This window comes from Streptomyces sp. NPDC085944 (genome assembly GCF_040686295.1).
Taxonomy (GTDB): Bacteria; Actinomycetota; Actinomycetes; order Streptomycetales; family Streptomycetaceae; genus Streptomyces; species Streptomyces salinarius.
The window spans coordinates 65,114-87,303 of the sequence record NZ_JBFBJX010000005.1 but is presented as its reverse complement, the minus strand read 5'-3'; the positions used below and the strand labels follow the sequence as shown (position 1 = coordinate 87,303).

19 protein-coding genes are annotated in these 22,190 nt (G+C 73.7%); 1 reads left to right on the top strand and 18 read right to left on the bottom strand.

Features of this window, described 5'->3' with window-relative positions:
* Positions 1-102: 102 nt before the first annotated feature.
* The 17 genes from AB0P07_RS11205 to AB0P07_RS11125 form a co-directional block, all read right to left on the bottom strand.
* A complete protein-coding gene (locus AB0P07_RS11205; protein ID WP_365548352.1) occupies positions 103-687 on the bottom strand; it encodes an NAD(P)H-dependent oxidoreductase in 585 nt (194 codons plus the stop codon).
* A 149-nt stretch (positions 688-836) separates the two neighbouring features.
* Positions 837-2,414, bottom strand: a complete 1,578-nt coding sequence (locus AB0P07_RS11200) for a class I adenylate-forming enzyme family protein (RefSeq protein ID WP_365548349.1) — start codon at positions 2,412-2,414, stop codon at positions 837-839.
* Positions 2,415-2,603: 189 nt separating this feature from the next.
* Positions 2,604-3,251 carry an NAD(P)H-dependent oxidoreductase gene (locus AB0P07_RS11195; RefSeq protein ID WP_365548346.1) on the bottom strand — a complete coding sequence of 216 codons (648 nt, stop codon included), beginning with the start codon at positions 3,249-3,251 and terminating at the stop codon, positions 2,604-2,606.
* Between the two features lie 142 nt (positions 3,252-3,393).
* Complete coding sequence (locus tag AB0P07_RS11190) at positions 3,394-3,777, bottom strand: DUF4440 domain-containing protein (RefSeq protein WP_365548344.1); 384 nt, start codon at positions 3,775-3,777, stop codon at positions 3,394-3,396.
* Between the two features lie 27 nt (positions 3,778-3,804).
* On the bottom strand, positions 3,805-4,422 hold the full coding sequence (locus tag AB0P07_RS11185; protein WP_365548343.1) for an NAD(P)H-dependent oxidoreductase: 618 nt from the start codon (positions 4,420-4,422) through the stop codon (positions 3,805-3,807).
* A 123-nt stretch (positions 4,423-4,545) separates the two neighbouring features.
* Complete coding sequence (locus tag AB0P07_RS11180) at positions 4,546-5,739, bottom strand: MFS transporter (RefSeq protein WP_365548342.1); 1,194 nt, start codon at positions 5,737-5,739, stop codon at positions 4,546-4,548.
* A 194-nt stretch (positions 5,740-5,933) separates the two neighbouring features.
* Positions 5,934-7,415 carry an MFS transporter gene (locus AB0P07_RS11175; protein ID WP_365548341.1) on the bottom strand — a complete coding sequence of 494 codons (1,482 nt, stop codon included), beginning with the start codon at positions 7,413-7,415 and terminating at the stop codon, positions 5,934-5,936.
* Positions 7,416-7,502: 87 nt separating this feature from the next.
* Entirely contained in the window at positions 7,503-7,988 is a 486-nt protein-coding gene (locus tag AB0P07_RS11170; protein WP_176153686.1) for an Rrf2 family transcriptional regulator, read from the bottom strand.
* A gap of 146 nt (positions 7,989-8,134) precedes the next feature.
* On the bottom strand, positions 8,135-9,721 hold the full coding sequence (locus tag AB0P07_RS11165) for an FAD-dependent oxidoreductase (protein ID WP_365548338.1): 1,587 nt from the start codon (positions 9,719-9,721) through the stop codon (positions 8,135-8,137).
* A gap of 5 nt (positions 9,722-9,726) precedes the next feature.
* Entirely contained in the window at positions 9,727-10,530 is an 804-nt protein-coding gene (locus tag AB0P07_RS11160; RefSeq protein ID WP_125628742.1) for an arylamine N-acetyltransferase, read from the bottom strand.
* Positions 10,531-10,540: 10 nt separating this feature from the next.
* Complete coding sequence (locus tag AB0P07_RS11155; protein WP_365548335.1) at positions 10,541-11,620, bottom strand: ketoacyl-ACP synthase III; 1,080 nt, start codon at positions 11,618-11,620, stop codon at positions 10,541-10,543.
* 167 nt (positions 11,621-11,787) lie between these two features.
* Entirely contained in the window at positions 11,788-13,716 is a 1,929-nt protein-coding gene (locus AB0P07_RS11150; protein ID WP_365548332.1) for an anthranilate synthase family protein, read from the bottom strand.
* Positions 13,713-14,336 (bottom strand): isochorismatase family protein, encoded by a 624-nt coding sequence (locus AB0P07_RS11145; protein ID WP_365548329.1) that lies wholly within the window; start codon positions 14,334-14,336, stop codon positions 13,713-13,715. The genes AB0P07_RS11150 and AB0P07_RS11145 overlap by 4 nt, the downstream gene beginning before the upstream one ends.
* Before the next feature lie 139 nt (positions 14,337-14,475).
* Positions 14,476-15,291: a 2,3-dihydro-2,3-dihydroxybenzoate dehydrogenase gene (locus AB0P07_RS11140; RefSeq protein WP_365548327.1), complete on the bottom strand. Its 816-nt coding sequence runs from the start codon at positions 15,289-15,291 to the stop codon at positions 14,476-14,478.
* 53 nt (positions 15,292-15,344) lie between these two features.
* Positions 15,345-16,514, bottom strand: coding sequence for a 3-deoxy-7-phosphoheptulonate synthase (locus AB0P07_RS11135; RefSeq protein WP_365548324.1), 1,170 nt, complete (start codon positions 16,512-16,514; stop codon positions 15,345-15,347).
* 342 nt (positions 16,515-16,856) lie between these two features.
* Positions 16,857-18,497 (bottom strand): carboxylesterase family protein, encoded by a 1,641-nt coding sequence (locus AB0P07_RS11130; protein ID WP_365548322.1) that lies wholly within the window; start codon positions 18,495-18,497, stop codon positions 16,857-16,859.
* A 216-nt stretch (positions 18,498-18,713) separates the two neighbouring features.
* Positions 18,714-19,937 (bottom strand): transposase, encoded by a 1,224-nt coding sequence (locus tag AB0P07_RS11125; RefSeq protein ID WP_365548319.1) that lies wholly within the window; start codon positions 19,935-19,937, stop codon positions 18,714-18,716.
* 448 nt (positions 19,938-20,385) lie between these two features.
* On the opposite strand from AB0P07_RS11125, the gene AB0P07_RS11120 reads away from it, so the two are divergent.
* Positions 20,386-21,378: an LLM class oxidoreductase gene (locus tag AB0P07_RS11120; RefSeq protein ID WP_365548316.1), complete on the top strand. Its 993-nt coding sequence runs from the start codon at positions 20,386-20,388 to the stop codon at positions 21,376-21,378.
* Between the two features lie 81 nt (positions 21,379-21,459).
* On the opposite strand, the gene AB0P07_RS11115 is transcribed toward AB0P07_RS11120, so the two are convergent.
* Positions 21,460-21,666, bottom strand: coding sequence for a hypothetical protein (locus AB0P07_RS11115; RefSeq protein WP_365548313.1), 207 nt, complete (start codon positions 21,664-21,666; stop codon positions 21,460-21,462).
* Between the last annotated feature and the right edge of the window lie 524 nt (positions 21,667-22,190).

Here is a 22,190-nt window from a genome sequence, read left to right as displayed (position 1 = left end):
GCGCGGACGGACGGCGGGTACGGCGGCGCCCCGGGATGGGGAGCGCGGCGCGCGCGGCGGTGGCCGGAGCGGGCGGGGCCCGGTGCGTGCCGGGCCGGCCCGTCAGCTGTCGTACGGGCGCTTGGCCCGCGCCTCCTTCGTGGCCTGCGCCCACCAGGTCAGCTTGTCCCAGAGGACCTTGGCCGCGGCCTCGGCGTCGGCGCCGTCGTTGAGGTTGCCCTCCGCGTCGAACTGCCCCCAGGGGCCGTGGAAGCTGACGGCGTCCCGGACGGTGACGGCGTGCAGCTCGTTGAAGATGTGGCGCAGCTGCTGGACGGCGCGCAGGCCGCCGGCGAGACCGCCGTAGCCGACGAAGCCGACCGGCTTGGCGTGCCACTCGTTCTGGGTCCAGTCCACGGCGGCCTTCAGCGAGGCCGGGAAGCTGTGGTTGTACTCCGGGGTCACGACCACGAAGCCGTCGGCGGCGTGCAGGCGGGCCGAGAAGGCGGCGAGCACCTCGGCGACCTCGGGCGAGGGCTCGTCGGTCAGAGCGGTGGGCAGGGGGAAGTTCGCCAGGTCGATCAGGTCGACCTCGACGTCGTCGCGCTGGTCGGCCGTGCCGACGAACCAGTTCGCGATCGTGGGCCCGAAGCGGCCCTTGCGTACGCTCGTCAGGATCACAGCCACACGGATGCGGTCACTCGGCATGTCAGCCCTTTCAACAGCGGTCGGTCCGTCCTCCCTCACCAGGAGAACAAACCCGCATGCGGGTTTCCAAGCCGTATCGAGAAAATCGATGCGACACACCTCCGCCGGACCCGCTCCAGGGCGGGTCCGGCGGACGGAATACGCGCGGGTCACTGGGCGGGGGCGAGTTCCTCCGCGAGCTGACGGGCCAGCTCCAGGCGCCGGATCTTCGCGGTGGCGGTGCGCGGCAGCTCGGACAGCCGGCGCTGGACGGGCTCGCCCAGGGTCGGCTGGTCGGCGACCGCGGCCCGCCAGCGCGCGGCGTCCAGCGGCTTGTCGCCGCGGGTGCAGACCACCGGCACCGGCTTCTTGTCCGGGCCCGGCACGACGACCAGCTCGGTCAGCTCGTCCAGCCGGTGGAGGACCGCGTCCTCGACCTCCAGGGTGGACTCGACGCCGGGGATCACGTCGACCTCGCGGTCGAGCAGGTGCAGGCAGCCCCACTTGGTGCGGTAGCCGACGTCTCCCCCGCGCCACCACTCGCCGCCGACGACCTGCTTGTCGAACCGCTCCTGCTCGCCGAAGTAGGTCAGGGCCCGCCCGGCGGTCGCCACGTCGATGTAACCGGGGTTCTCCTTGGTGGGGCGCTGCCCGCCGCGGGAGACCAGCCGGTACCTGGTCATGAACGGCGTGGGGTAGCCCTGGCATCGGCCGTCGGCCTTCAGGGCGTTGCGGCGCCGGTAGGTGCGGGCGGCCAGCGGCCCGCACTCGCTCTGCCCGTACACCTGGAGGAAGACGGGGCTGCGGCGGTCGGAGGCGTGCAGGAACTTGTGCATGGTGCTGGGGTGGATGGCGTCGAAGGTGCTGTTGAAGTACTTGACGTTGGAGATCGGCCGGCGCGGGTCGTCCAGCATCTCCTCCCACTCCAGGAACGAGTTGGGGTGGGTCTCCAGCACACCCGGCCGGTGCTCGGCGAGGACGTCGGCCACGTGGGCCGGGGTGGCGTCGTTCATGAACACCATCGGCATGCCGCGCGACTGGAGCACGGCGAGACCCAGGTACATCCGCGAGTGCACGTAGGAGACGTGCATGGCGACCGTCTCGCGCTTGCGGATGAAGGAGACGACCTTGTCCTGCCAGTTGCCGCGGGCGCCCAGCGAACGCGCCGAGTGCACCACCAGCTTGGGGACGCCGGTGGTCCCGGAGGTGTGGGTCATGAGGGCGGGCTGGTCGGGGGCGAGCAGCACCGGCCGCCGCACGGGCGCGCCGGCGAGGTCGGCGAGGGCGACGGCGTCCGGGTGGGAGCCGGTCGCGGTGACGACCCGCGTGGTCAAGTCGCCCAGCGGCAGCCCCGCGAGCGTGCCGGTCAGCTTCGCCTCGTCGGTGAGCAGGGTGGGCCGCTCCAGCCGCTCCAGGAGCTTGCCCACGGTCTCCCCGTCCAGGTGCGGGGAGAGCATCGCCGGCACGGCCCCTATGCGGGCCACGGCGCACGCCAGCACGGTGATGTCGAAGCTGGAGTTCTTGTGTACGGCCACGGCTTCGCTGGGGCGCACCCCGGCCGCCCACAGCCGGTCGGCGGTGCCGGCCACCAGGGTGGCGAATTCCGAGACGGTGAACTTCCGGCCCGTGCCGGGAAAGGCGTCCATCTCGTGGTCGAGGGTGATCGGAGTGTCGCCGTACTTCTTCGCGGCCTGCTCGGACACCACCCCGAGATAGAGGAACTTCTTGCTTTTCGGGACCATAAACATCAGGACTCTTCCTCCGAGAACCGTCACATGGAACAGGAATGAACAGGAATTCCCCTCTCTAAGTTCACACGTTCCGGACGACCCCGGAAAGACGGGAAAGGGAAATGCGTCATCTTGGATTCGCGCCACGAAAAAAAGGGGCCGGACCGTGCCGGTGCGGCGCGGTCCGGCCCCTGGGGGGCAGAGGGGTCAGCCCTGGGCCAGGCCCTTCCTCAGCGCCTCGGCGACCTTCAGGGTGCGGACGGTCTGGTAGCCGACCGCGGCGAGGTTGTCGTCGGTGACGTTCTGCGCGAGATGCCCCGGGATGGCCTGGAGGCCCGACGTGGCGCTCACCCCGTAGGGGTTGCCGTTGCTCGGCGTGAGCAGGATGTCGTCGGTCACGCCGGGCGGCACGATGACGGCTCCCCAGTGGTAGAACACGTTGCTCAGCGACAGGAGGGTGGACTCCTGGCCGCCGTGCGGCGTGCCGGTCGAGGTGAACGCGGACATCGCCTTGTTCATCAGGCCGCGCCGGGCGTGCAGCTCGAAGGTCTGGTCGATGAAGTGCTTGAGCGGGCCGGCGAGCAGACCGTAGCGGCCCGGGGTGCCCCAGACCACGGCATCGGCCCAGTCGAGGTCGTCGATGGCGGCGACGGGCACGTCCCGGCTGGCCGAGAAATGTTCCCGGTTGGCGTCGGACCACTCGGTGTAGTTCGGGGCGAGCGGCTCGTCCGTGATCTCCGCGACCCGGCGCAGCCGGACCTCGGCGCCCGCCTTCTCCGCCGCCTCGGCCGCGGCGACAGCCAGCTTGTGGATGTTCCCGGTGGCCGAGTAATAGACGATGGCGACATTGGTCATGGCCGTACCGCTCCCTCATGGATTGGGTGCTCAGATGCCGTTACCGGCGTTGTGCTGCCCATCCTGGCGCGGGCGCGGCGGAAGCGGCCAGCGGTATTCAATAGTCCGTCAGGTGACCTCCTCACCGAGGCTGCAGGGGTGTTCAGCCGCCGGCCTTCTCCACGCCGGGCGGGTTGTCGATGATGTAGCGCCACAGACCGTCGGGGCCGCGCCGGGCCACGTCGGTGGCGGTGCCCTCGATGTGCACCCGCTCGCCGTCCGGCTTGGTGCCGTCGATGACGAAGTCACCGATCAGCAGCGCGGTGTCGTCGTAGACGTAGGCGTGGCGCAGGCTGATCTCGATCGGCACGCCGAGCGCCAGGAAGCTGCTGGTCGCCGCGCGGCGGCCGTCGCCGACGACCACCTCGCCGGGCCGCAGCACCCGGACCGCCCCGGGTTCGAAGAGCCGGTCGATGGCGGTGAGGTCCTTGGCGTTGAAGGCCGCGACGAACGTGTCCGGCAGGAGGGCCGGGTCGATGACTGCCATGGGGGCTCCCTTCTCGCGCGGGCTCGGTCAGGCGGCGGCCACGGACGCCGAGCGGGCGGCCTTGAGCGCGGCGGCGACGTGGATGGTGCGGCGGGTCTGGTAGGCGATGGCGCCGGCGTTCTCCTCGTGGATGAAGCCGATCCGGTCGCCCGCGACGGTGCTGGCGCCGTACGGGTTGCCGTTGTTCTTCTCGTACAGCACCGGGTCGGCGGAGCCGGTGGCGACGACGACCGCGCCCCAGTGGCAGATGGCGTTGTGCAGGGCGAGGATCGCGGTCACCTGGCCGCCGTGCTCGGCGGAGCCCGAGGCGAAGGCCGAGACGGCCTTGTCGAGGAGCTTGCCGTGGATGGAGAGCGACGAGGTCGTGTTGATCCACTGCATCAGCTGCGGGGCGGCGAGCCCGAAGTGGACCGGCGAGCCCAGCAGCACGGCGTCGGCCCACTCCAGGTCCTCCAGGGTGGCCTCGGGGACCCCGGCGGCCTCCGCGGCGTGCTCCTGGGAGCCGGGACGGCCGGTGGCGGCGATCTCGGGCACCCGGCGCAGCCGCACCTCGGCGCCCTGCTCCGCCGCCGCCGACGCGGCGGCCTGGGCGAGACGGTGGGTGGAACCGGTGGACGAGTAGTAGATGACGGCGACGTTGGTCATGGTCGGGCGCTCCCTGGGCGTACGGGTGTGAGGATCGGTGGCTGTCGAAGCGGGACGTTCGGATGACTGTCCGCATCGTGGTCCGCGGCGCGGGGGCCGGACAACGCGTCGCCGCGGAGTGCATCAGGTCGTGCGGGGCCTGCGGGCGACGCCCAGGGTGGCGACCGCCAGGGCGAGCGCCAGGAACAGGGCGAGGTCGCCGAACCGGTCGAAGAGGGCGGCGATTTGGGCACCGGCTCCGGCGCCCACGTTCAGGGTGAAGCCGTACAGGGCGATGGCGGTGGTCTGGGCGGCGGCGCCGGCGCGCGCGCCGACCGACTGGATGAGCGCGGGGCCGAGGGTGGAGAAGCCCGCCATGAAGGCGAACAGGGCGGCGCCGAGGGTCACGGCGTCGTCGCCGCCCAGGGCCGCGGCCAGCATCGCCGCGGCGGTCACCGCGAGCGCGGCCACGGCCCGGCGGGGGGCGGGGACCCGGGCCAGGGCCGGGGCGATCAGCACGGCGCCCAGCAGGGCGGGCAGGGCGCTGGCGCGCAGGGCCAGCAGGGGTGCGCCACCGCCTGCCACGTCGGCGGGCCCGTAGAGCTGGACGCCGGTGTAGGCGGCGGTGAGACTGCCTGCTCCCACGAGGATGACCAGGTACAGCGGGATCACGCGCGGGCTCAGCGCGGCCCTGAGCGGGGAGCGGCTCCGCTCCCCCGCCGGGCCGGTCTCCCGCCGCCCCTCGGGAAGCAGGACCCGCCAGGAGACGGCGGCTCCGGCGAGCAGCAGGGGTACGGTCCCCCAGAACACCCAGACCCAGCCGGCCAGTGAGGCGACGAGCTGGGCCTCGACCTGGCCGATCACCACGGTGGCGCCCATGCAGGCGGATACGACGGTGAGCGCCAGTGAGGCGCGGCGGGGCTCGAAGCGGGCGTTGAGGTAGGCGTAGGCCATGGGGATGAAGGAGCCCGCGAACAGGCCCTGGAGCGCCCGCAGGCAGACGCCGGGGGCCAGCGAGCCCACCAGGGGCAGTACGGCGGTCACGACGGCCATGGCGAGGACGCTGGTGACCATCACCGTGCGCCGCCCGAAGCGGGTGGAGAGCGGGCCGCTGACGAGCGAGCCGACCGCGTGGGCGAAGGCGAACGCCGTGGTGGAGGCGGCGGCCGAGCCGGTGGACACGCTCCAGGCGTCGGCGAGCTGCGGCATGAGCGGGATGGTCACGTACATCTGGCCGACCACGAGCACGCCCATGACGGACACGGTCGCGACGGTGGCGGCGAACGGTGCGTTTCCCGACGTGGCCGAGGGCGCCTCGACCACCGATGAATTCGACATACATCGATGCTGCGAGCGCGGGGACCGCCGAGCCAAACGGCACGCGTCAATGCGTCAAGTCGACTGCACGCAGGGTTGTTTGACGGTGCCGCAAAGGGCGGAGAAAAGCCGGAACCCCCGCGCCGGCGGGGGATGTGCGGCGCGGGGGTCCGGTGACCGGCGCGCCCGTCGGGGGCGCGCCGGGGTCCTGCGGGTCAGACCTGGGCGGTCTGGGGCTCGTCGGTCGCGGCGGTGGCACCTCCCTGGGCGACCGGCTCGGGCTTGCCGGGCTTGCGCAGGCCGAGGGCGACCAGGGCGGTCAGCGCGATGCCGGCCGCGGCGATGAAGACCGCGGTGCGCAGGCCGTCCGTGGTGGCGGAGCGCAGCGCCTCGCCCTGGACACCCTCCAGGCCGGAGTTGGCGATGGCGACCAGGATGGCGAGGCCGACCGCGCCGCCGATCTGCTGGGTGGTGGAGGCCCAGCCGGAGGCGATGCCCTGCTCCATCGGGTCGACGCCGACCGTGGCGGCGCCGAACATCAGGGTGTAGCCGGCGCCCTGGCCGAGGCCCATGACGACCATGCCCGGGATCAGGGCGACGTAGGAGGCGTCGGTGGCCAGGGAGAAGCCGAGGATGACGGTGCCGACGAGACCCACGAGGAGGCTGGCGACCATGATGGCGCGCAGGCCGTACTTGGTGGCCAGCCGGCCGGCCGTCTGGGCGCCGATGGCGATGGCGACCATCGGGACGAGGAAGGCGAGGCCGGTCTCCAGCGCGCTGTAGCCGTGCACGCCCTGGAAGTAGACGGTCAGGAAGTACAGCAGGGTGCCGAAGGTCGCCATGTAGAAGAAGGTGACGCCGGCGCCGGTGCTGAGGTTGCGGTTGCGGAACAGGCGCAGCGGCATCAGCGGGTCGCTGCTGCGCTTCTCGATGAGCAGGAAGGCGACGAGCAGCGCCGCGCCGAAGAGGAAGGCGCCGACGATCTCGGCCGAGCCCCAGCCCGACTCCGGGCCCTGGACCAGGGCGAAGACGACGGAGGTGGTGCCGATCGTGGAGGTGAGCGCACCGGCCAGGTCGAAGGAGCGGCGGGAGCCGCCCAGCTGGTCGCGGGCGATCAGCGGGATGGCGACGGCGATGGCGACGGCGGCGAGCGGGACGTTGACGTAGAAGACCGACTCCCAGCCGAACGCCTCGGTGAGGACGCCGCCGAGCAGCGAGCCGAGGATCATGCCGGAGCCGCCCGCGGTGCCCCACACGGCGAAGGCCCGGTTGCGCTCCTTGCCCTCGGCGAACTTGGTGGAGACCAGGGTGAGCGTGGCCGGGAAGAGGAAGGCACCGCCGACGCCCTGCACCGCGCGGGCCGCGATCAGCACGCCCGGGTCGGTGGCCAGGCCGCCGACCAGGGAGGACACCCCGTACAGGGCGAGTCCGAGGATGAAGATGCGGCGTGGTCCGAACAGGTCGCAGGCCCGGCCGCCGAGCAGCAGGAACCCGCCGAAGGCCACCGCGTATGCGCTGACCACCCACTGGAGGCTCTGGGCGGAGAAGCCGAGTCCGTCGCCGATCTCGGGCAGTGCGACGTAGACGATGTTGTAGTCGATGGAGATGATGAGCTGGGCGAACGCCAGCAGCGCCAGGAGGAGTCCGGTGCGCCGGCGGGGCGTCTCGGTGGCGACGCCTGTGGCCGAAGACGGCATGACTGTGCCTTTCCCTACGGGGTCCGAAGGTCGGGAGGTTCCGGAACGGGGTTCCGGGAGCGGTGCGGGATCAGTGCGGTAGGTGGTTCAGGGTTGGTCGAACCAGCGGCGTACCTGGTCCGGGGCGGCCGGGTTGGCCCGCCGTACGGTGTCGGCGAGCTCGGCGATGGAACGGTCGGCGAGCTGTCGCCGCCAGGCCAGTTCAGCGGTGGAGAAGGCCTGGGCCACGGTGCAGGTGGTGCGGTCGGCGGCCGGTCCGGTGATGGTGCCGGCCGGGCCGTGGTGGCGGATGCCCGTGCACAGGAAGGCCTGTGCCGAGCCGTCTATCGCCGTCGCCACGTCCATCAGCGTGATGCGTTCGGGTTCCCGGCCGAGGCGGAAGCCGCCGCGGGGGCCGGAGCGGGAGGCGACGATGCCGACGCGTCCCAGGGCGTTCATCTGCTTGTTGAGGTAGGCCGTGGGCAGGTCGTGGAACGCGGCCAGTCTGGCCGCCGGCACCGCCCGGTCCGGGGAGATCCAGGACAGGTTGATGCAGCAGTGCACCGCCCACTCCACGCCCTCTCTCAGCTTCATGTCCTGGACATTACGCATCCGGGATGTCCGCCGGGAGGACTCGCTCCGTTATCCGTCAAGTCGGCGCAGGCGTAGATGTGTTCGCAGGTCGGAGGGGTTGTGCGGGGTGGTCGCGGCCCGTCCGCCGGGCGGGCCGCGACCGGCCGTCAGGAGCTGTGGGGCTCCGCCAGCAGCGCCACCCTCAGCTCGGCCTCCAGACGGCCGAGGTCGGCCCGGTGGCCGTGGGCGGCGATGTGCCCGTCCGGGCGCACCAGCCAGTAGCCGGCGCTGCGGCAGCCGGTGGCGAAGGCGGCCTCGCGGCGCCGCAGTTCCACCGTGCGCAGCCGCTCGCCGTAGCGGGCGGCGACGTGCCCGGCCTCGGCGCGCCAGGCGTCCGAGGCGGGCGCCAGGACCAGGGTCCAGGCGTGCGGGTCGGTGCCCGGTCCGCTGATGCCGTGCGCGAGGGCGTGGCGCCGCGGGAAGACGGCGCCCTCCTTGAGTCCGCCCGGGACGCGGCCCCGCACCCGGCAGGCGGCGAACCCGGAGGGGCGCTGGGTCTCGCGCTGCGGCGGATAGGCCAGCCGCCGTCCGGCCATGACCGGTGTGTAGTACCGCGAGACGGCGCCGGTGCGGTCGAGCAGTTTGAACGCGGCGTCCCGGGCCGCGACCTTGGCCCGGCTGTTCGCGACCCAGGCCCGGGTCTGCAGGTCGGTGTCACGGACGATCTGCCGGGTGGCCTCCGAACGTTCCGCGCCGTAGGTGGCGAGGAGGGAGGCGGGCGAGGTGCCGTGCACGACGGCGGCCAGCTTCCAGGCCAGGTTCTGGGCGTCCTGGAGACCGTTGTTCATGCCCTGGCCGCCGGCCGGGCTGTGCACGTGGGCGGCGTCACCGGCCAGGAAGACCCGGCCGACGGCGAAGTCGGAGGCGTGCCGGGCGTGCACCCGGAACACCGCCTGCCACACCGCCTCGGTCAGCCGCACCCCGCGCGGGCCCCGCTCGTCCACGATCTCCCGCATCATCTCCAGGGAGACCTCGCGGCGGCCCTGGGGCATGACGGAGAGGAAGCGGTGGACGCCGCCCGGCATCGGTACGACCACCAGTGCCCCGCTGGGCGCCTGGTAGAACAGGCACTCGTCGTCGGGCAGGTCGCCCTCGGTCCGGGCGTCGACGAGCGCGAAGGCCATCTCGTACGTACTGCCCTGGAAGCCGATGCCGAGCTGGCCGCGGACCGCGCTGCCGGCGCCGTCGGCACCGACCACGTAGGGGGCGTGGACGCGGTCGAGGCCGCCGTCGGAGGTCTCGACGACGGCGGTGACACCGTCGCCCGAGCCGACGCCGCCCGCGAAGTCGACCCCTTCCAGGGCCAGCAGCCGCACCCCGCGCTCGACCTTGCCGCCGAGCCCGGCGAACCGCTCGGCGAGCAACCGTTCGGTCACGTGCTGGGGCAGCACCCGGCAGGCGGTGTCCTCGCTCAGCGCGAAGGAGGCGAGCGGGGTGCGTTCGGAGAAGTAACTGAGCCGGTCGATCCGGGCGGACTCGCGGCGCACCGCGTCGGCGAGTCCGGCGTCCTCCAGGATGTCCAGGGCGCGGGGCCACACGGACAGTGCCTTGGGAGTGGTCGACGGTTCCAGGTTGCGGTCGATCACCCGCACCCGTACGCCGCGGCGCATCAGTTCCACCGCGGTCAGCAGTCCGGTCGGCCCGGCGCCGACGACGAGCACGTCGACGTCGGCGCCGGTGAGGTTCTCGCTCATCGTGCTCATTCCGTCCGCACGCCGGCGGTGACGCCCCCGGCGGGCTCCTCGGGCAGCTTGTCCAGGCTGATGCCGAAGTGGGTCCGGTACGCCTCGAACGACTCCTCCTCGCTCGCCAGCGTGTGCTTGGACCGCTCGCTCCCGGCGACCCTGCTCATCTGGGTGTTGCCCTTGAGGGTGACCAGGCCGTCGGGGGTGCGGATGGAGCAGAACAGGGCCTGGAGGAACGAGGAGTCGGGCGAGGTGCGGTACCACCACAGGGTCGGCGCGAAGTCCTCGATGCGCACCGGCCGGTCGGAGACCCGGTAGAGCGGGTTGCCGTTGAGGTACACGTCGACGGCCCCGTCTCCGGCGTCCTGGAGGCGGTACTCGCCGTGCGGGTCCTGCTGGGTCTCGCGGGAGGACAGGTCCAGCGGGAAGCGGCTGTTGCGGCCGAAGCCGACGTCGACCAGCCAGTCGCGGCCGTCGGCCTTGACGCGCAGCGCCAGATGGCCCTGGAAGGGGCCCAGGAGCCCGCCGGGCCGGTGCACCCAGCCGGGCAGGATGTCGACCTCGTATCCGAGCGAGGTCAGCAGGAAAGACAGGGCGGGGTTGACCTCGTAGCAGCCGCCGCCGCGGTTCTTGGTGACGATCTTCTCCAGGACCCGTTCGTCCATGAAGATGTCCTCGCCCAGGTGGTAGTCGAGGTTCTCGAAGGGCACCGACAGCAGGTGTCGCTCCATCAGGTGACGGAGGCCCGCCAGGTCGGGGCGGTCGGGGCGGGTGGCGCCGATCCGGTCGAGGTACGCGTCCATGATGCCGTCCTGCATCGCCGTCTCCTCAGCAGAAGGGGGTGGTGTGGGTGTAACCGGTGGGTGCGGTGTGGGTGGGCAGGGGGTGCTGCCAGCGCAGCAGCGACAGGCCCATGGCCATGCCGCCGCCGAATCCGGCGAGCAGCACCAGGTCGCCGTCGGCCAGCCGCCCGGAGCGGGCCGCGTGGTCGAGGGTGACGGGGACCGAGGCGGATCCGGTGTTGCCGAAGTCCTCGTAGGTGAAGTGGGTGCGGCCGGCGCCGATGCCGAGCGTGGCCGACAGGTCGTCGAGCATCCGCCCGTTGGCCTGGTGCGGCACGAAGTGGTCGATGTCGGCGGGGGTGAAACCGGCGTCGTCGACGAAGGTGCCGATGGCGGGGGTGACGACCTCGGTGACGAAGTCGCGTACGCCGCGCCCGTTCATGTGGAAGTACTGGAGCCCGGCCGCCAGGGTCTCGGGGGTGGTGGGCCGGCGGCTGCCGCCGGCGGGGACCTCGATGAGGTCGCGTTCGGCGCCGAAGCCGGCCAGCCGGGAGGCCAGCAGACCGCGCCCGGGGCGGGCGGGGCCGAGGACGACGGCGCCGGCGCCGTCCCCGAAGAGGATGGCGGTGCGCCGGTCGGCCGGGTCGAGGATGCGGGAGTAGACGTCCGCGCCGATGACCAGCGCGTAGGGCGAGTCGGAACCCGCCAGCACGTGCTGGGCGGTGTTCAGGGCGAACACGAAGCCGCTGCACACCGCGTTGACGTCGAAGGCGGCGGCGCCGTGCCCGGCGCCCAGGCCGTCGGCGACGATGCTGGCGGTGGGAGGTTGCGGCTGGTCGGGCGTCGAGGTGGCGACGACGATCAGCGAGAGGTCGGCGGCGGTGATGCCGGCGGCCTCCATCGCGGCCCGCCCGGCGGCGACGGCGAGGTCCGAGGTGGCCTCGTCGGGCTTGGCCCGGCGCCTGGCGGCTATCCCGGTCTTGCGCCGTATCCATTCGTCGCTGACCCCGGCTGCGGCTCCCACCTCGTCGTTGCCGACGACGTGGGAGGGCAGGCAGGAGCCCGTGCCCAGGACGGCGATGGAGCCGGACGTCCGGCCGTGCCTGGCGGTACCCGTACTGATCATGATCGTGCCCCTTCCGTGAAGGTGTCGGGCCTCCCCGCGCAAACCGATGCTCCCGAGGGCACGGGCCGGCGACAAAGGCCGCCGGCCGAACCCGTCAGGTCGCCGGGGAGTGCGTCAGATGGCGGCCGGTCCGGGGCGGGCGTCCGCCCCGGACCGGCCGCCGGGTGTCATGCGGCGGGCGCGAGCGGCAGGCCGGTCAGCAGTCCGCGGACCAGGCCGCCGGTGATCCCGACGCCGTTCTGGGTGAGCACGGACTCGGGGTGGAACTGCATCGACGCGAAGTGGGCCCCGCGCAGCGCGTGCACCTCCCGGCTCTCCTCGTCCCGGGCGATCTCCACCACCCCGGCGGCCTCCGTCTCCGCCTTGTCCTCGCCGCTGGCGGCGGCGAACGTGTTGTAGAAGCCGACGCGTTCGCGCCGCCCGAACAGGTCGATGTCGCGCTGGACGCCCTGGTTGGGGAAGGGGCGCCGCACCAGCTCGAGGCCGAAGCGGCGGCTGAGGACCTGGTGGCTGAGGCAGATCGCCAGAAAGGGGCGCCGCTCCCGCAGCAGCCGCGCGATCGCCGCGTCCAGGTGGGCGATCTTCGGGTGGGACAGGTCGCGCGGGTCACCGGGGCCGGGGCCCATGACCACCAGGTCGTGGCCGGCGACCGTGTAGGGCTCGTCGAACCGCCGGACCGTCACCTCCAGGCCGAGCGCGCCGAGCTGGTGGCCGATCATCGAGGTGAAGGTGTCCTCGGCGTCCACCACCAGGACCCGGCGGCCGGCCGGCAGGGCGGCCGGCCCGGCGGCGGGCACCTGCGGCCGGTCGGCCAGCCAGAACCCGGCGATGGTGTCGTTGCGCCGCTCCAGCGCCCGCCGCACCTCGGGGTGGGCCGCGAACCGTGCCGCCCCCTCCCCCTCCAGCGCGGAGAGCAGACCGGCCGCCTTGGCCCGGGTCTCGGCCACCTCCGAACGCGGGTCGGAGTGGCGTACGAGGGTGGCGCCGACGCCGATGCGGACCGTGCCGCCGCGGTCGATGTCGGCGGTGCGGATGCAGATCGCGGAGTCGAGCGCGGCACCGCCGTTCGCGTCCCGGCCCATCAGGGCGAGGACCCCGCTGTAGTAGCCGCGGCCCTGCTGCTCGTAGCGGCCGATGACGCGGCAGGCGCTCTCCAGCGGGGAGCCGGTGACGGTCGGCGCGAAGAGGGTCTCGCGGAGGATGACGCGCGGGTCGCTGGTGGTGCGGCCCTCGATGAAGTACTCGGTGTGGGCGAGGCGGGCCATCTCCTTCAGGAAGGGTCCGGTGACCCGGCCGCCGCCGGGACAGATCCGGGCCATCATCTTCAGTTCCTCGTCCACCACCATGTACAGCTCGTCGGCCTCCTTGCGGTCGGCGAGGAAGTCCATGACCTCGGGGAGGGTGGGGCCGGAGGCGGGGTAGCGGTAGGTGCCCGAGATCGGGTTCATCACCGCGGTGCCCTCGTCCACGCTGATGTGCCGCTCGGGGGTGGCGCCGACCAGGGTGCGCTCGCCGGTGTGCACGACGAACGTCCAGTACGCGCCCTTCTCGCGCTCCAGGAGCCGCTTGAAGAAGGTCAGGGCGCTGTGCGGGGTGTAGTCGGTGATGTCGACGGTGAAGGTGCGCTTGATGACGAAGTTGGCGCCCTCGCCGGTGCCGATCTCGTCGGTGACGATGCGGCGCACGGTCTCGGCGTAGGCGTCGTCGTCCACGTCGAAGCGGGCGCCGGTGGTGCGGATCGGCACGTCGGGCAGGCGTTGCAGGACGGCGGCGAGGGGGGCGGTCTCCTGCCGGGTGACGGTGAGCGCCACCAGGGGGGTGCCGTCGTCGTGTCCGGCGAAGCCGCGTTCGGCGATCTGCCGGTAGGGGACGAGGGCGAGGACCTCGTGGCGGGGCGCGCCGGGGGTGCCGGACGGCTCGTCGAGGGGGATGCCGGCCAGTGTCCCGGGAAGGGAGACGTCGCCGACCAGGATGTCGAGGACGCCGGGCCCGGTGGCCTCCGGGCGGTGCAGCAGGGCGAACGGCGGAGGCGTGGGGCCGAGGATCTCCTGGAGCAGGTCGGACCCGGGGGCGCGCCCGGCGCGGGTGCCGGTCATGCCAGGACCTCCTTGGCGGTGGTGACGACGGCGCAGCGCGCGGCGGCGTACTCGACGGCCATCCGGTGCCGGTCCTGGTCGAAGTCGGCGACGGCGTCCGCGACGAAGAACGTCTCGATGTCGTGGCTGAACGCCTCGACGGCGGTGATCAGCACCCCGACGTGGGCGTAGACCCCGCAGACGATGAGCTGGTCGCGCTGGTGGAAACGCATCCGGGTGAGCAGGTCGGTGTGGTGGAAGGCGCTGTAGCGCCACTTGGTCACCAGCCAGTCGCCGTCCCGGGGCGCGAGGTCGTCGACGACGGCCCGGTCGGCGGGGGCGGGGCGCATGCCCGGTCCCCAGAAGTCCTTGAGCAGACCGCGCTGGTGCGTGGTCATGCCGCCGGGCTGGGCGGTGTAGGCGACGGGGACGCCGAGGGCGGCGCAGCGGTCGCGCAGCTCGGCGGCGTTGGCGACGAGCTGGCCGCGCAGCGGCTCGGGGAAGGGCTCCAGGAAGTAGCGCTGCATGTCGTGTACGAGGAGGACCGCGCGGTCGGGGTCCACGGTCCAGGGCGCCGTGTTCGCCGGCAGGTCCGGCGAGGTCGGCAGCGGGTACGACTCGATGGTCGGAAGACCGGCCATGGTGGGGAGTGTCCTTTCTCGGCAGTCCGCTCTCGGCGGTGACCGCCGGGTGCGGGTGGGTCGGCGTGGGGGAGTTCGGGCGGGGCTGAGTGCTCTGCGCGGGGGCGGGCGAGGAGTGGGGGACCCGGACGGCCGCCGCTCAGGCCGCTCCGAGGGCCGCGCCGCCGTCGACGGTCAGGGTGTGCAGGGTGATGTGGGAGGCCCGGTCCGACAGGAGGAAGGCGACGGCCTCCGCGACGTCGGCGGGGCGGGCCAGCTTGCCCAGCGGGATGCCCACCCGGAACGCCTCCGGGTTGCCGGCGAGGGTGGCGCGGGGCCCCGACTCGTCGTGCCACATGGAGCTGAGCATCGGGGTGTCGGTGGAACCGGGGGCGACGATGTTGCACCGGATGCCGTGCCGGGCCACCTCCAGGCCGAGGCTCTTGGTGAACATCTCCGCCGCCGCCTTGGACGCGGCGTACGCGGCCATCCCCGAGCGGGGCGTGGCGGCGGCGTTGGAGGCGACGGTGACGACGGCACCGCGGCCCCGGCGGACCATGCGGCTCACCACGGCGCGCGAGAGGTGGAAGACGCCGGTGGTGTTGACGGCGAAGGTGCTGGTCCAGTCGTCGTCGGTGAAGGCGGTCACCTCGCCGAGCCGCAGGACGCCGGCGGCGTTGACGAGCCGGTCGACGGACCCGAGGGTCGCCTCGATCTCGTCGACGACCGCCTCCACTGCGGCGCTGTCGGTGACGTCGGCGGCGTGCGCGGTCACCGGCAGCCCGTCGGCGGCCAGTTTGGCGACCTCCTCGCCGAGCCGGCCGACGTGCCGGTCGACGGCGGCGACCCGCAGGCCGCGTTCGGCCAGGGTGCGGACGACGGCGGCTCCGATACCGCCGGCCGCCCCGGTGACCAGGGCCAGTCCGCTCGCGGTGTCGTCGCGGGTGTCGCCTTCGCTTGCGTGTGCGCTGTGCATGTGGTGCCTCTCCTTCGCGGTCGCGGGGGTGGTGCCGGGACGTGCGGGGCGGCTCACCCGTGCCAGGCCGAGACCACGGAGATGGCCTGGCCGACGTTGAGTCGCGGGTCGCAGAAGCTCTCGTAGGCGTCGCCGACGAGGTGGGCCGAGCGGGCGTCGGGGACGCACTCGGTGACCGCGTCCGGGGTGGTCTCCAGGTGCAGGCCGCCGGCGACGCCGCCGTGGTCGACGACCGCCCTGCGGAAGGCGGCCACCTCCCTCTCGGCGGCCTCCACGTAACGGGTCTTGAAGCCGTTCGGGGTGGTGACGGTGTTGGCGTGCAGCGGGTCGGTGAGCCAGATGACCGGATGGCCGGCCGCGCGGACCGCCTCCACCAGCGGCGGCAGCACGTCCGCGGCCTTGTCGGCGCCCATCCGGGCGATGAGGGTGAGCCGGCCCGGTTCGCACCGGGGGTCCAGGCGCCGGCACAGGTCCAGCACCTCCTCCACGGTGGTGGTCGGACCGACCTTGCAGGACACCGGGTTGACGACACCGGCGAGCAGGGCCACGTGCGCGCCCTCGGACCGTCTGGTGCGCTCGCCGATCCAGGGCCAGTGCGTGGAGGACAGCAGCAGGCCGTCGTCCTCGCGGCGCAGCAGCGGAACCTCGTAGTCGAGCAGGAGCGCCTCGTGGCTGGTCCAGACGGTGGGGTCGAGGCGGACTTCGGGGCCGGTCCCCCGCCAGCCGAGGTGGCCCATGATGTCGTCGGCCGCCATGTAACCGGTCAGCAGGCGCAGCGGGTCGGGGCGGCGCCCCTCGGGGGTGGGTACCGGGTCGTTGACCATGTGGCCGCGGTAGACGGGCAGTTCGAGGTCGCCGACCCGCTCGGTGTTCTGCGAGCGGGGTTTGGTGAACTGTCCGGCGATGCGGCCGACCCGGATCACCGGCTTGCTGGTGATCAGCTTCAGCGCCCCGGCGAGCAGGTCGAGCACGGCCGCCTTGCGGGCGACGTGCCCGCCGGTGCACTCCAGGGGATCCTCGGCGCAGTCCCCGGCCTGCACGACGAATGCCTCGCCGGCGGCGACCTCGGCCAGGGCGCGGCGCAGGGAGCGTACGTCCTCGGCGCGGACCAGCGCGGGCCGGCCCGCAAGGTCGGTGCGCACCCGGCGCACCTGGGCCGGGTCGTCCCACTCGGGCTGCTGCGGGGCGATCTTCAGTTCGATGTCGACAAGGGAGTCGTCCACAGATTTCTCCAGACAGGGACGGTGGGCGGCACGGCACGGCCGCGTTCGGACATGGGTGGGTAGGGCGTCGGCGGTGCGGAGAGGGTGGCGGCGGCAGAAGGGCCGGCGAGGGTTCGCGGGACCGACGGGGTCGGCGCGGGACCCGCCGGGTCGGGGCACCCGGGAGGGGCCGGGAAGGGTCGGTGGGACGTCCGGGAGGGTTGGGAAGGGGCCGGTGGGACGGACGGGCGCGAGGGCCGGTCCGTCGTGGAGGGGCGGGGCGGTGGCTGGTGGGGCCGTGGGCGGTGGGCGGTGGGCGGTGGGCCGGCTGTACCCAGGTGCCGTGGGCGGTGGGCCGACGGGTCAGGGGGCCGGTGACCAGCCCACCGTGTCCCAGAAGCCGAGCTGGGCGAGTTTCGGGGTGCGGGTGACCTCCACGACGCCGGGGCCGCCGAGGACGAGCGTGCTGGGCTCGTCGGGCGTGTACGCGGGCCAGTCGGCGGTGTTGGGGGTGTGCGGCACCGAGGTGCGGGCGAACGCGGCGACGAGGTCCACGAACACGTCGGAGAGCAGCCGCTGCACGGGCCCGTCCCCGAACACCTCGGCGAACTGCGGGAGCCGGTGGGTGCCGAACAGGAAGGGCGAGGTCGCCTCGTGGGGGGTGCCGAAGTGCGGCGGCAGCGCCGGGTGGGCGAACTCCATCATGTACAGCGGACTCGTGCCCCGGCGGGCGTGCCGGTCGGCGAAGCGGACGATCTGGTGGCGGAAGAAGGCGTCGCCCCAGATCTCCGTCCACAGCGACCGGGGATCGCCGGGCAGTCCGGCGTCCCGTGCGGCCGCCCGGTAGGCGGCGGCGCAGGCGCGGGCGAGGGCGTCGTCGGCGTCCGGGACCGCCAGCCGCAGCACCTGCCGCACCGCGCCGACCAGTGCCGCGTCGTCCCGGGGGCAGGGCTGCGGATACGGGGAGCCGGGCCCGGTGTAGAAGGAGCCCTCGGTGCTGGTGTGGACGGAGAGCACGGGCACGTCGGGGGTGGGCAGGAGGTGGTCGGGGGCCGGCATCGTGCGGCCGTCGACGACCGGCCCGCGGTACCACCGTCCGCTGGCGACCACCCGGTCCTGCGGCGGGGGCGCGAACAGGTCCTCCCAGGCGTCCGTGAGCGTCGCGACGGGCACCTCGCGCAGCCCGGCCATGGTGGTGCCCAGCCGGCGGGCCACGGTGGCGTAGGCGGTACGGGAGTCCTCTGCGGTCAGCGCGGTGCCGGGCGCGGTGACGTGGCTGGGGCTGACGCAGACCAGGCGCCGGATCAGGCCGCGCAGCGCGGGCAGCAGGGAGAGCTGCCAGGCGGCGGCGCCGCCCGCGGAGGTGCCGCACACGGTGATGTTCTCGGGGTCGCCGCCGAAGGCCGCGGCGTTGTCGTGGACCCAGCGCAGCAGCGCCACCTGGTCCTGGAGCCCCCAGTTGGCGGCGTGGCCGGTGGTGGGGTCGGTCAGTTCCTCGTGGAGGCCGAACCCGAGGACGCCGAGGCGGTAGTTGAAGGTGACCACGACGAGGTCTCCGCGTTCGGCGAGCCGGGTGCCGTCGTAGGCGGGCATGCTGCCGGCGCCCGCCTGCCAGCCGCCGCCGTGGACGTACACCAGGACGGGCCGGGCGCCGGTCGTCGCAGGAGTGAAGACGTTGGCGTGGAGCGAGTCCTCACTGCCGGGCGGCACGGGCCGGTTCGGGATGGCGGGCTGGTGCGAGACGGGGCCGAAGCGGACCGCCTCCCGGACGCCGGACCAGGGCACCGGCGGGCGCGGGGAGGCGAAACGCAGCGGGCCGACCGGGGGCCGGGCATAGGGCACGCCGCGGAAGGCGGTGACGCCGGCGGCGCGTTCTCCGGCCACCGGCCCGCCCGTGGTACGCACCACGACCCGGGAGCCGGTGGCGGCGCGGGGGCGGGGCGGACTCGGGACGACGGCGGGGGCGCCTCGCCGTTCTCGGGCGGCCTGCGGCTGGCTGGCCATGGTGGGCTCCTAGGCACTCGGAGGACTGGTCCGCCGATCGTGTGCCGCCGGTTCCGGGGTCGCCAAAGAGGGCCCGCGCAATACGTCAGCTGCCGAACAGAGTCCGTCAGCTCCCGGGCCGGGCCGGCCGGGGAGCTGACGGAGGGGGTGCGAGGGCGGCTGACAGCCGCCGCCGGCGCCTCTACACTCCGCGCCCGTCCCGCGGGCGCGGTGCGCTCACGCGGACACCTTCGCGGGGGGTGCGGCGGGGCCGTCCGTGCCCGAGAGGACGGCTACCGCGTGCGCGGCGGAGGCGAGGGTGGCGTGGCGGTGCCAGCCGTTGAAGGAGCGGCCGGAGAAGTCCTTGATGCCGACCCGCTCGGCGATGCCGGCGAAGTCCCGGTCGACGCGGCGGGTCAGCCGGCTCAGCCGGAGCAGCTGTGCGGGGTGCAGGTCGGTCAGGTCGGTCAGCCAGAGTTCGGCGGGCCAGCGCCCGCCGCTCTCGCCGACGCCGAGCAGCACCAGGTCGCGGCACCAGGACGGGCGGCGGCCGGCGCGCCGGGGCAGCCGCACCCGGACGGCGGCGGTCAGCGCGGCGTGCGCGGCGCCCCGGCCGTCGGGGCGGCGCTGGATGACCGGCTGGCGCAACGGCCGGGCCATCTGCATGAGCTGATGTGCCGTCAGCTCCGTCTCGGCGACGGAGCGGGGCAGTCCGGGGTCGGTCGCGGAGAGCCGCAGGTTGGCGCTGACCCGCAGCAGCAGCGGCGCGCCCGCCGCCTGGAGGCGGCGCACCGTGCTGGGCACGTCGGACTCGCGGGCGTCCATGACCACCGGACGCACCGGCAGGCCCCAGTCGCGGGTGATGCAGAGGTAGGCCTCGACGCCGCACTGGTCCATGGTCTCGGGCACGGCGCTCTCCGGGATGGAGGCCTGCCGGCGCCGGGTCTCGTCGTCCAGCCAGGTCTCGGGCAGGTAGAGCCGCCAGTTGACGGGGGTGCTGTGCTCCTCGGAGACGGCCCAGACGCCCACCGCGTGCTGGGCGTTCGTCATCTGGCCCCGGCCGGGGTCGAAGCGGCGGTCCACGCCGACGGAGCTGTCGCCCGCCTTGGGGATGATCATCGGCCGCAGTACGTAGGCGCGGGCCGGGGACAGCTCCTCCAGGTGCCGGGCGAGGGCGCGGCGGACGGGACCCCAGTCCCAGGTGGAACCGCTGATGAAGTGGTGCAGGCTCTGTTCGGCCGCCTCGCCGCCGAAGAGCGACGAGATGTTCCGTATGGACTTGCGGCCCTGCACGCCGAGCAGTCCCTGGACGTACTCCATGCCGCGGCGCCGCTGGTCGCTGCGGGGCAGGGACTCGAAGACCACTCCGACCAGTTCCTCCAGCACGCCGTCCCGGGCCGTCGTCCGCGCCGGACCGGTCGGCTCCATGCCCCTGGCGCGCTCCTGCAACCTCGTCTGCATCACGTCCCCCATCGCCATTCGGTCGACCGGTCCCGGTGATCCGGCCGCGGTCCGTGTCTGTGCGGTTGACTCCTGCGTGGCGGTGGTCCGCGGGCCGGTGGGCCACGGTCCTGCCGCCGGGTAGGAGCCTCCGGCGACCCGTCCAAGGCGAGGCCAAGGCCCGGGAAACGCGCAGGCGGGAGGGGAGGGGGTGGGGGCGGCGCGTGCGGAGGGGGTGGAGCGGCGCGTGCGGGAGCGGGCGGGTCGGGGCCGGGCGGGGAACCCGCCCCCCGCCGGCGCGCCGGCGGGGGGCGGTGCGCGGACGGGCCAGGTGCGGTGCGCGGATCGGGCAGGGGCGCGGTCGGCCGGTGCCTAGGTTGGCTCGCGGAGATGGTGTCGGTACGTCCGCTCACCGCGGCGGAAGGGCTGGTGTCCCGTCGCGGTGGGCGGACCTCGATGTGGAGGCCGTATGTCCTGCTTCGACCCCCGGTTCGCCTCGCGCCCCGGGTACGCGCGCGTGTTCCGCCCCGGCGGGCTGACGCTGGGCCTGTTCTTCCCGATGGAGTCCTACGACGGTCCGGTGCCCCGGATGGACGTCACCGAGCAGAGCGCCCGCGCCCTCCAGGCGGAACGCGCCGGCTTCGCGGCGCTGTGGGTGCGGGACATCCCGCTGCTGGACCCGTCGTTCGGCGACGCCGGCCAGTTGTACGACCCGTGGGTGTGGCTCTCCCACATCGCCGCGCGTACCACCCGGATCGCGCTCGCCACCGGCTCCACGGTGCTGCCGCTGCGCAACCCCATCGATACGGCGAAGTCGGCCGCCTCGGTGGACCTGCTCAGCGGCGGCCGGCTGGTGCTGGGCGCGGCGACCGGGGACCGGGGGGTGGAGTTCCCCGCGTACGGGCTCGACCGGGACGACAGCCCGGAGTTGTTTCGCACCGCGGTGACCACGCTGCGCCGGCTGTGGTCGGAGGACTTCCCGGCCGTCGACTCGCGGTACGGGACACTGCGGGACGCCGGGGTGCTGCCCAAGCCGGACGGCGGGCGCATCCCGTTGCTGGTGACGGGGCACAGCCGGCAGAGCATGCCGTGGATCGCCGAGCACGCCGACGGCTGGCTGATGTATCCGCGTCCGCTGATCCAGCAGCGCCGGACCACGGCGATGTGGCGGAAGGCGGTGGCGGAGGCGGGCGGCGCGGCCAAGCCCTTCTCCCAGTCCCTCTACCTCGACCTGGTCGAGCGCGCGGACGCCCGCCCGAGCGCCATCCATCTCGGCTACCGCACCGGCCGGCGCTACCTCCGCACCCACCTGGAGGGGCTGCGCGAGGCGGGCGTGCACCACGTCGTCCTCAACCTGAAGTACGGCCGCCGGCCCGCCGGCGAAGTGGTCCAGGAACTCGCGGAGTACATCCTGCCGCACTTCCCCGCGCACGAGCGGGTGGCGGTGGCCTCCGCGGCCTGAGGACGGCGGAGGGGCGCCGAGGAGGCCCGGGTCGCCCCGGGCCTCCTCGGCGTGTCAGGGGCTGGACACGGTGCGGTTCGGTCAGGCCGCCGGGAGCTCCTCGGCCGGGTCGCCCCCGGCGCCGGGTGCCCCGCAATGGCGGCAGGCCGCCGGGTGGGCCGCGAAGCCGTCGCCGGTCCGGCGGTGGGGCGTCCCGTGCGCCGGGGGCGGCGGGGCCAACTCCAGCTCCACGCCGGCCGGCACCATCAGCCAGCGGGCCGGTATCCCTTCGTGCTCGTCGAGCGGCATGCCGCCTCCTCGGTCCGGGCCGCGCCGGTCCGGCTGCTCCGTCCGGCACCGCCTCACCGCCAGCGTCGACCGGCCCGGTCCAGCCCGGGTGAAGGCCCGACCAACGCGTGACGTCGGCGCGCGAGCGCGTGCCGGCGGGGACCGACCGGGGCAGCCCCGTGCCGAGGGGAGGGGGTCCGCCGGGGCCCGCGTCGGCCCAGGACCCGGCCCGCCGGTCCCGGCCGACGCCGGTCCCGCACGGACGACCGACGAAGCCGCCCACCAGCCGAAGGACGGGGACAGCGTCGACCCAAGGACCGCCCCGCCGGGTACCGGCCCACGCCACTCCCGCACGAACGACCCGCCAAGCCGCCCACCAGCCGAAAGACCGGAACAACACCAGCCAAGGACCGCCCCACCAGGCACCGACCCACACCACCCCCACACGAACGACCCGCCAAGCCGCCCACCAGCCGAAAGACCGGAACAACACCAGCCAAGGACCGCCCCACCAGGCACCGACCCACACCACCCCCACACGAACG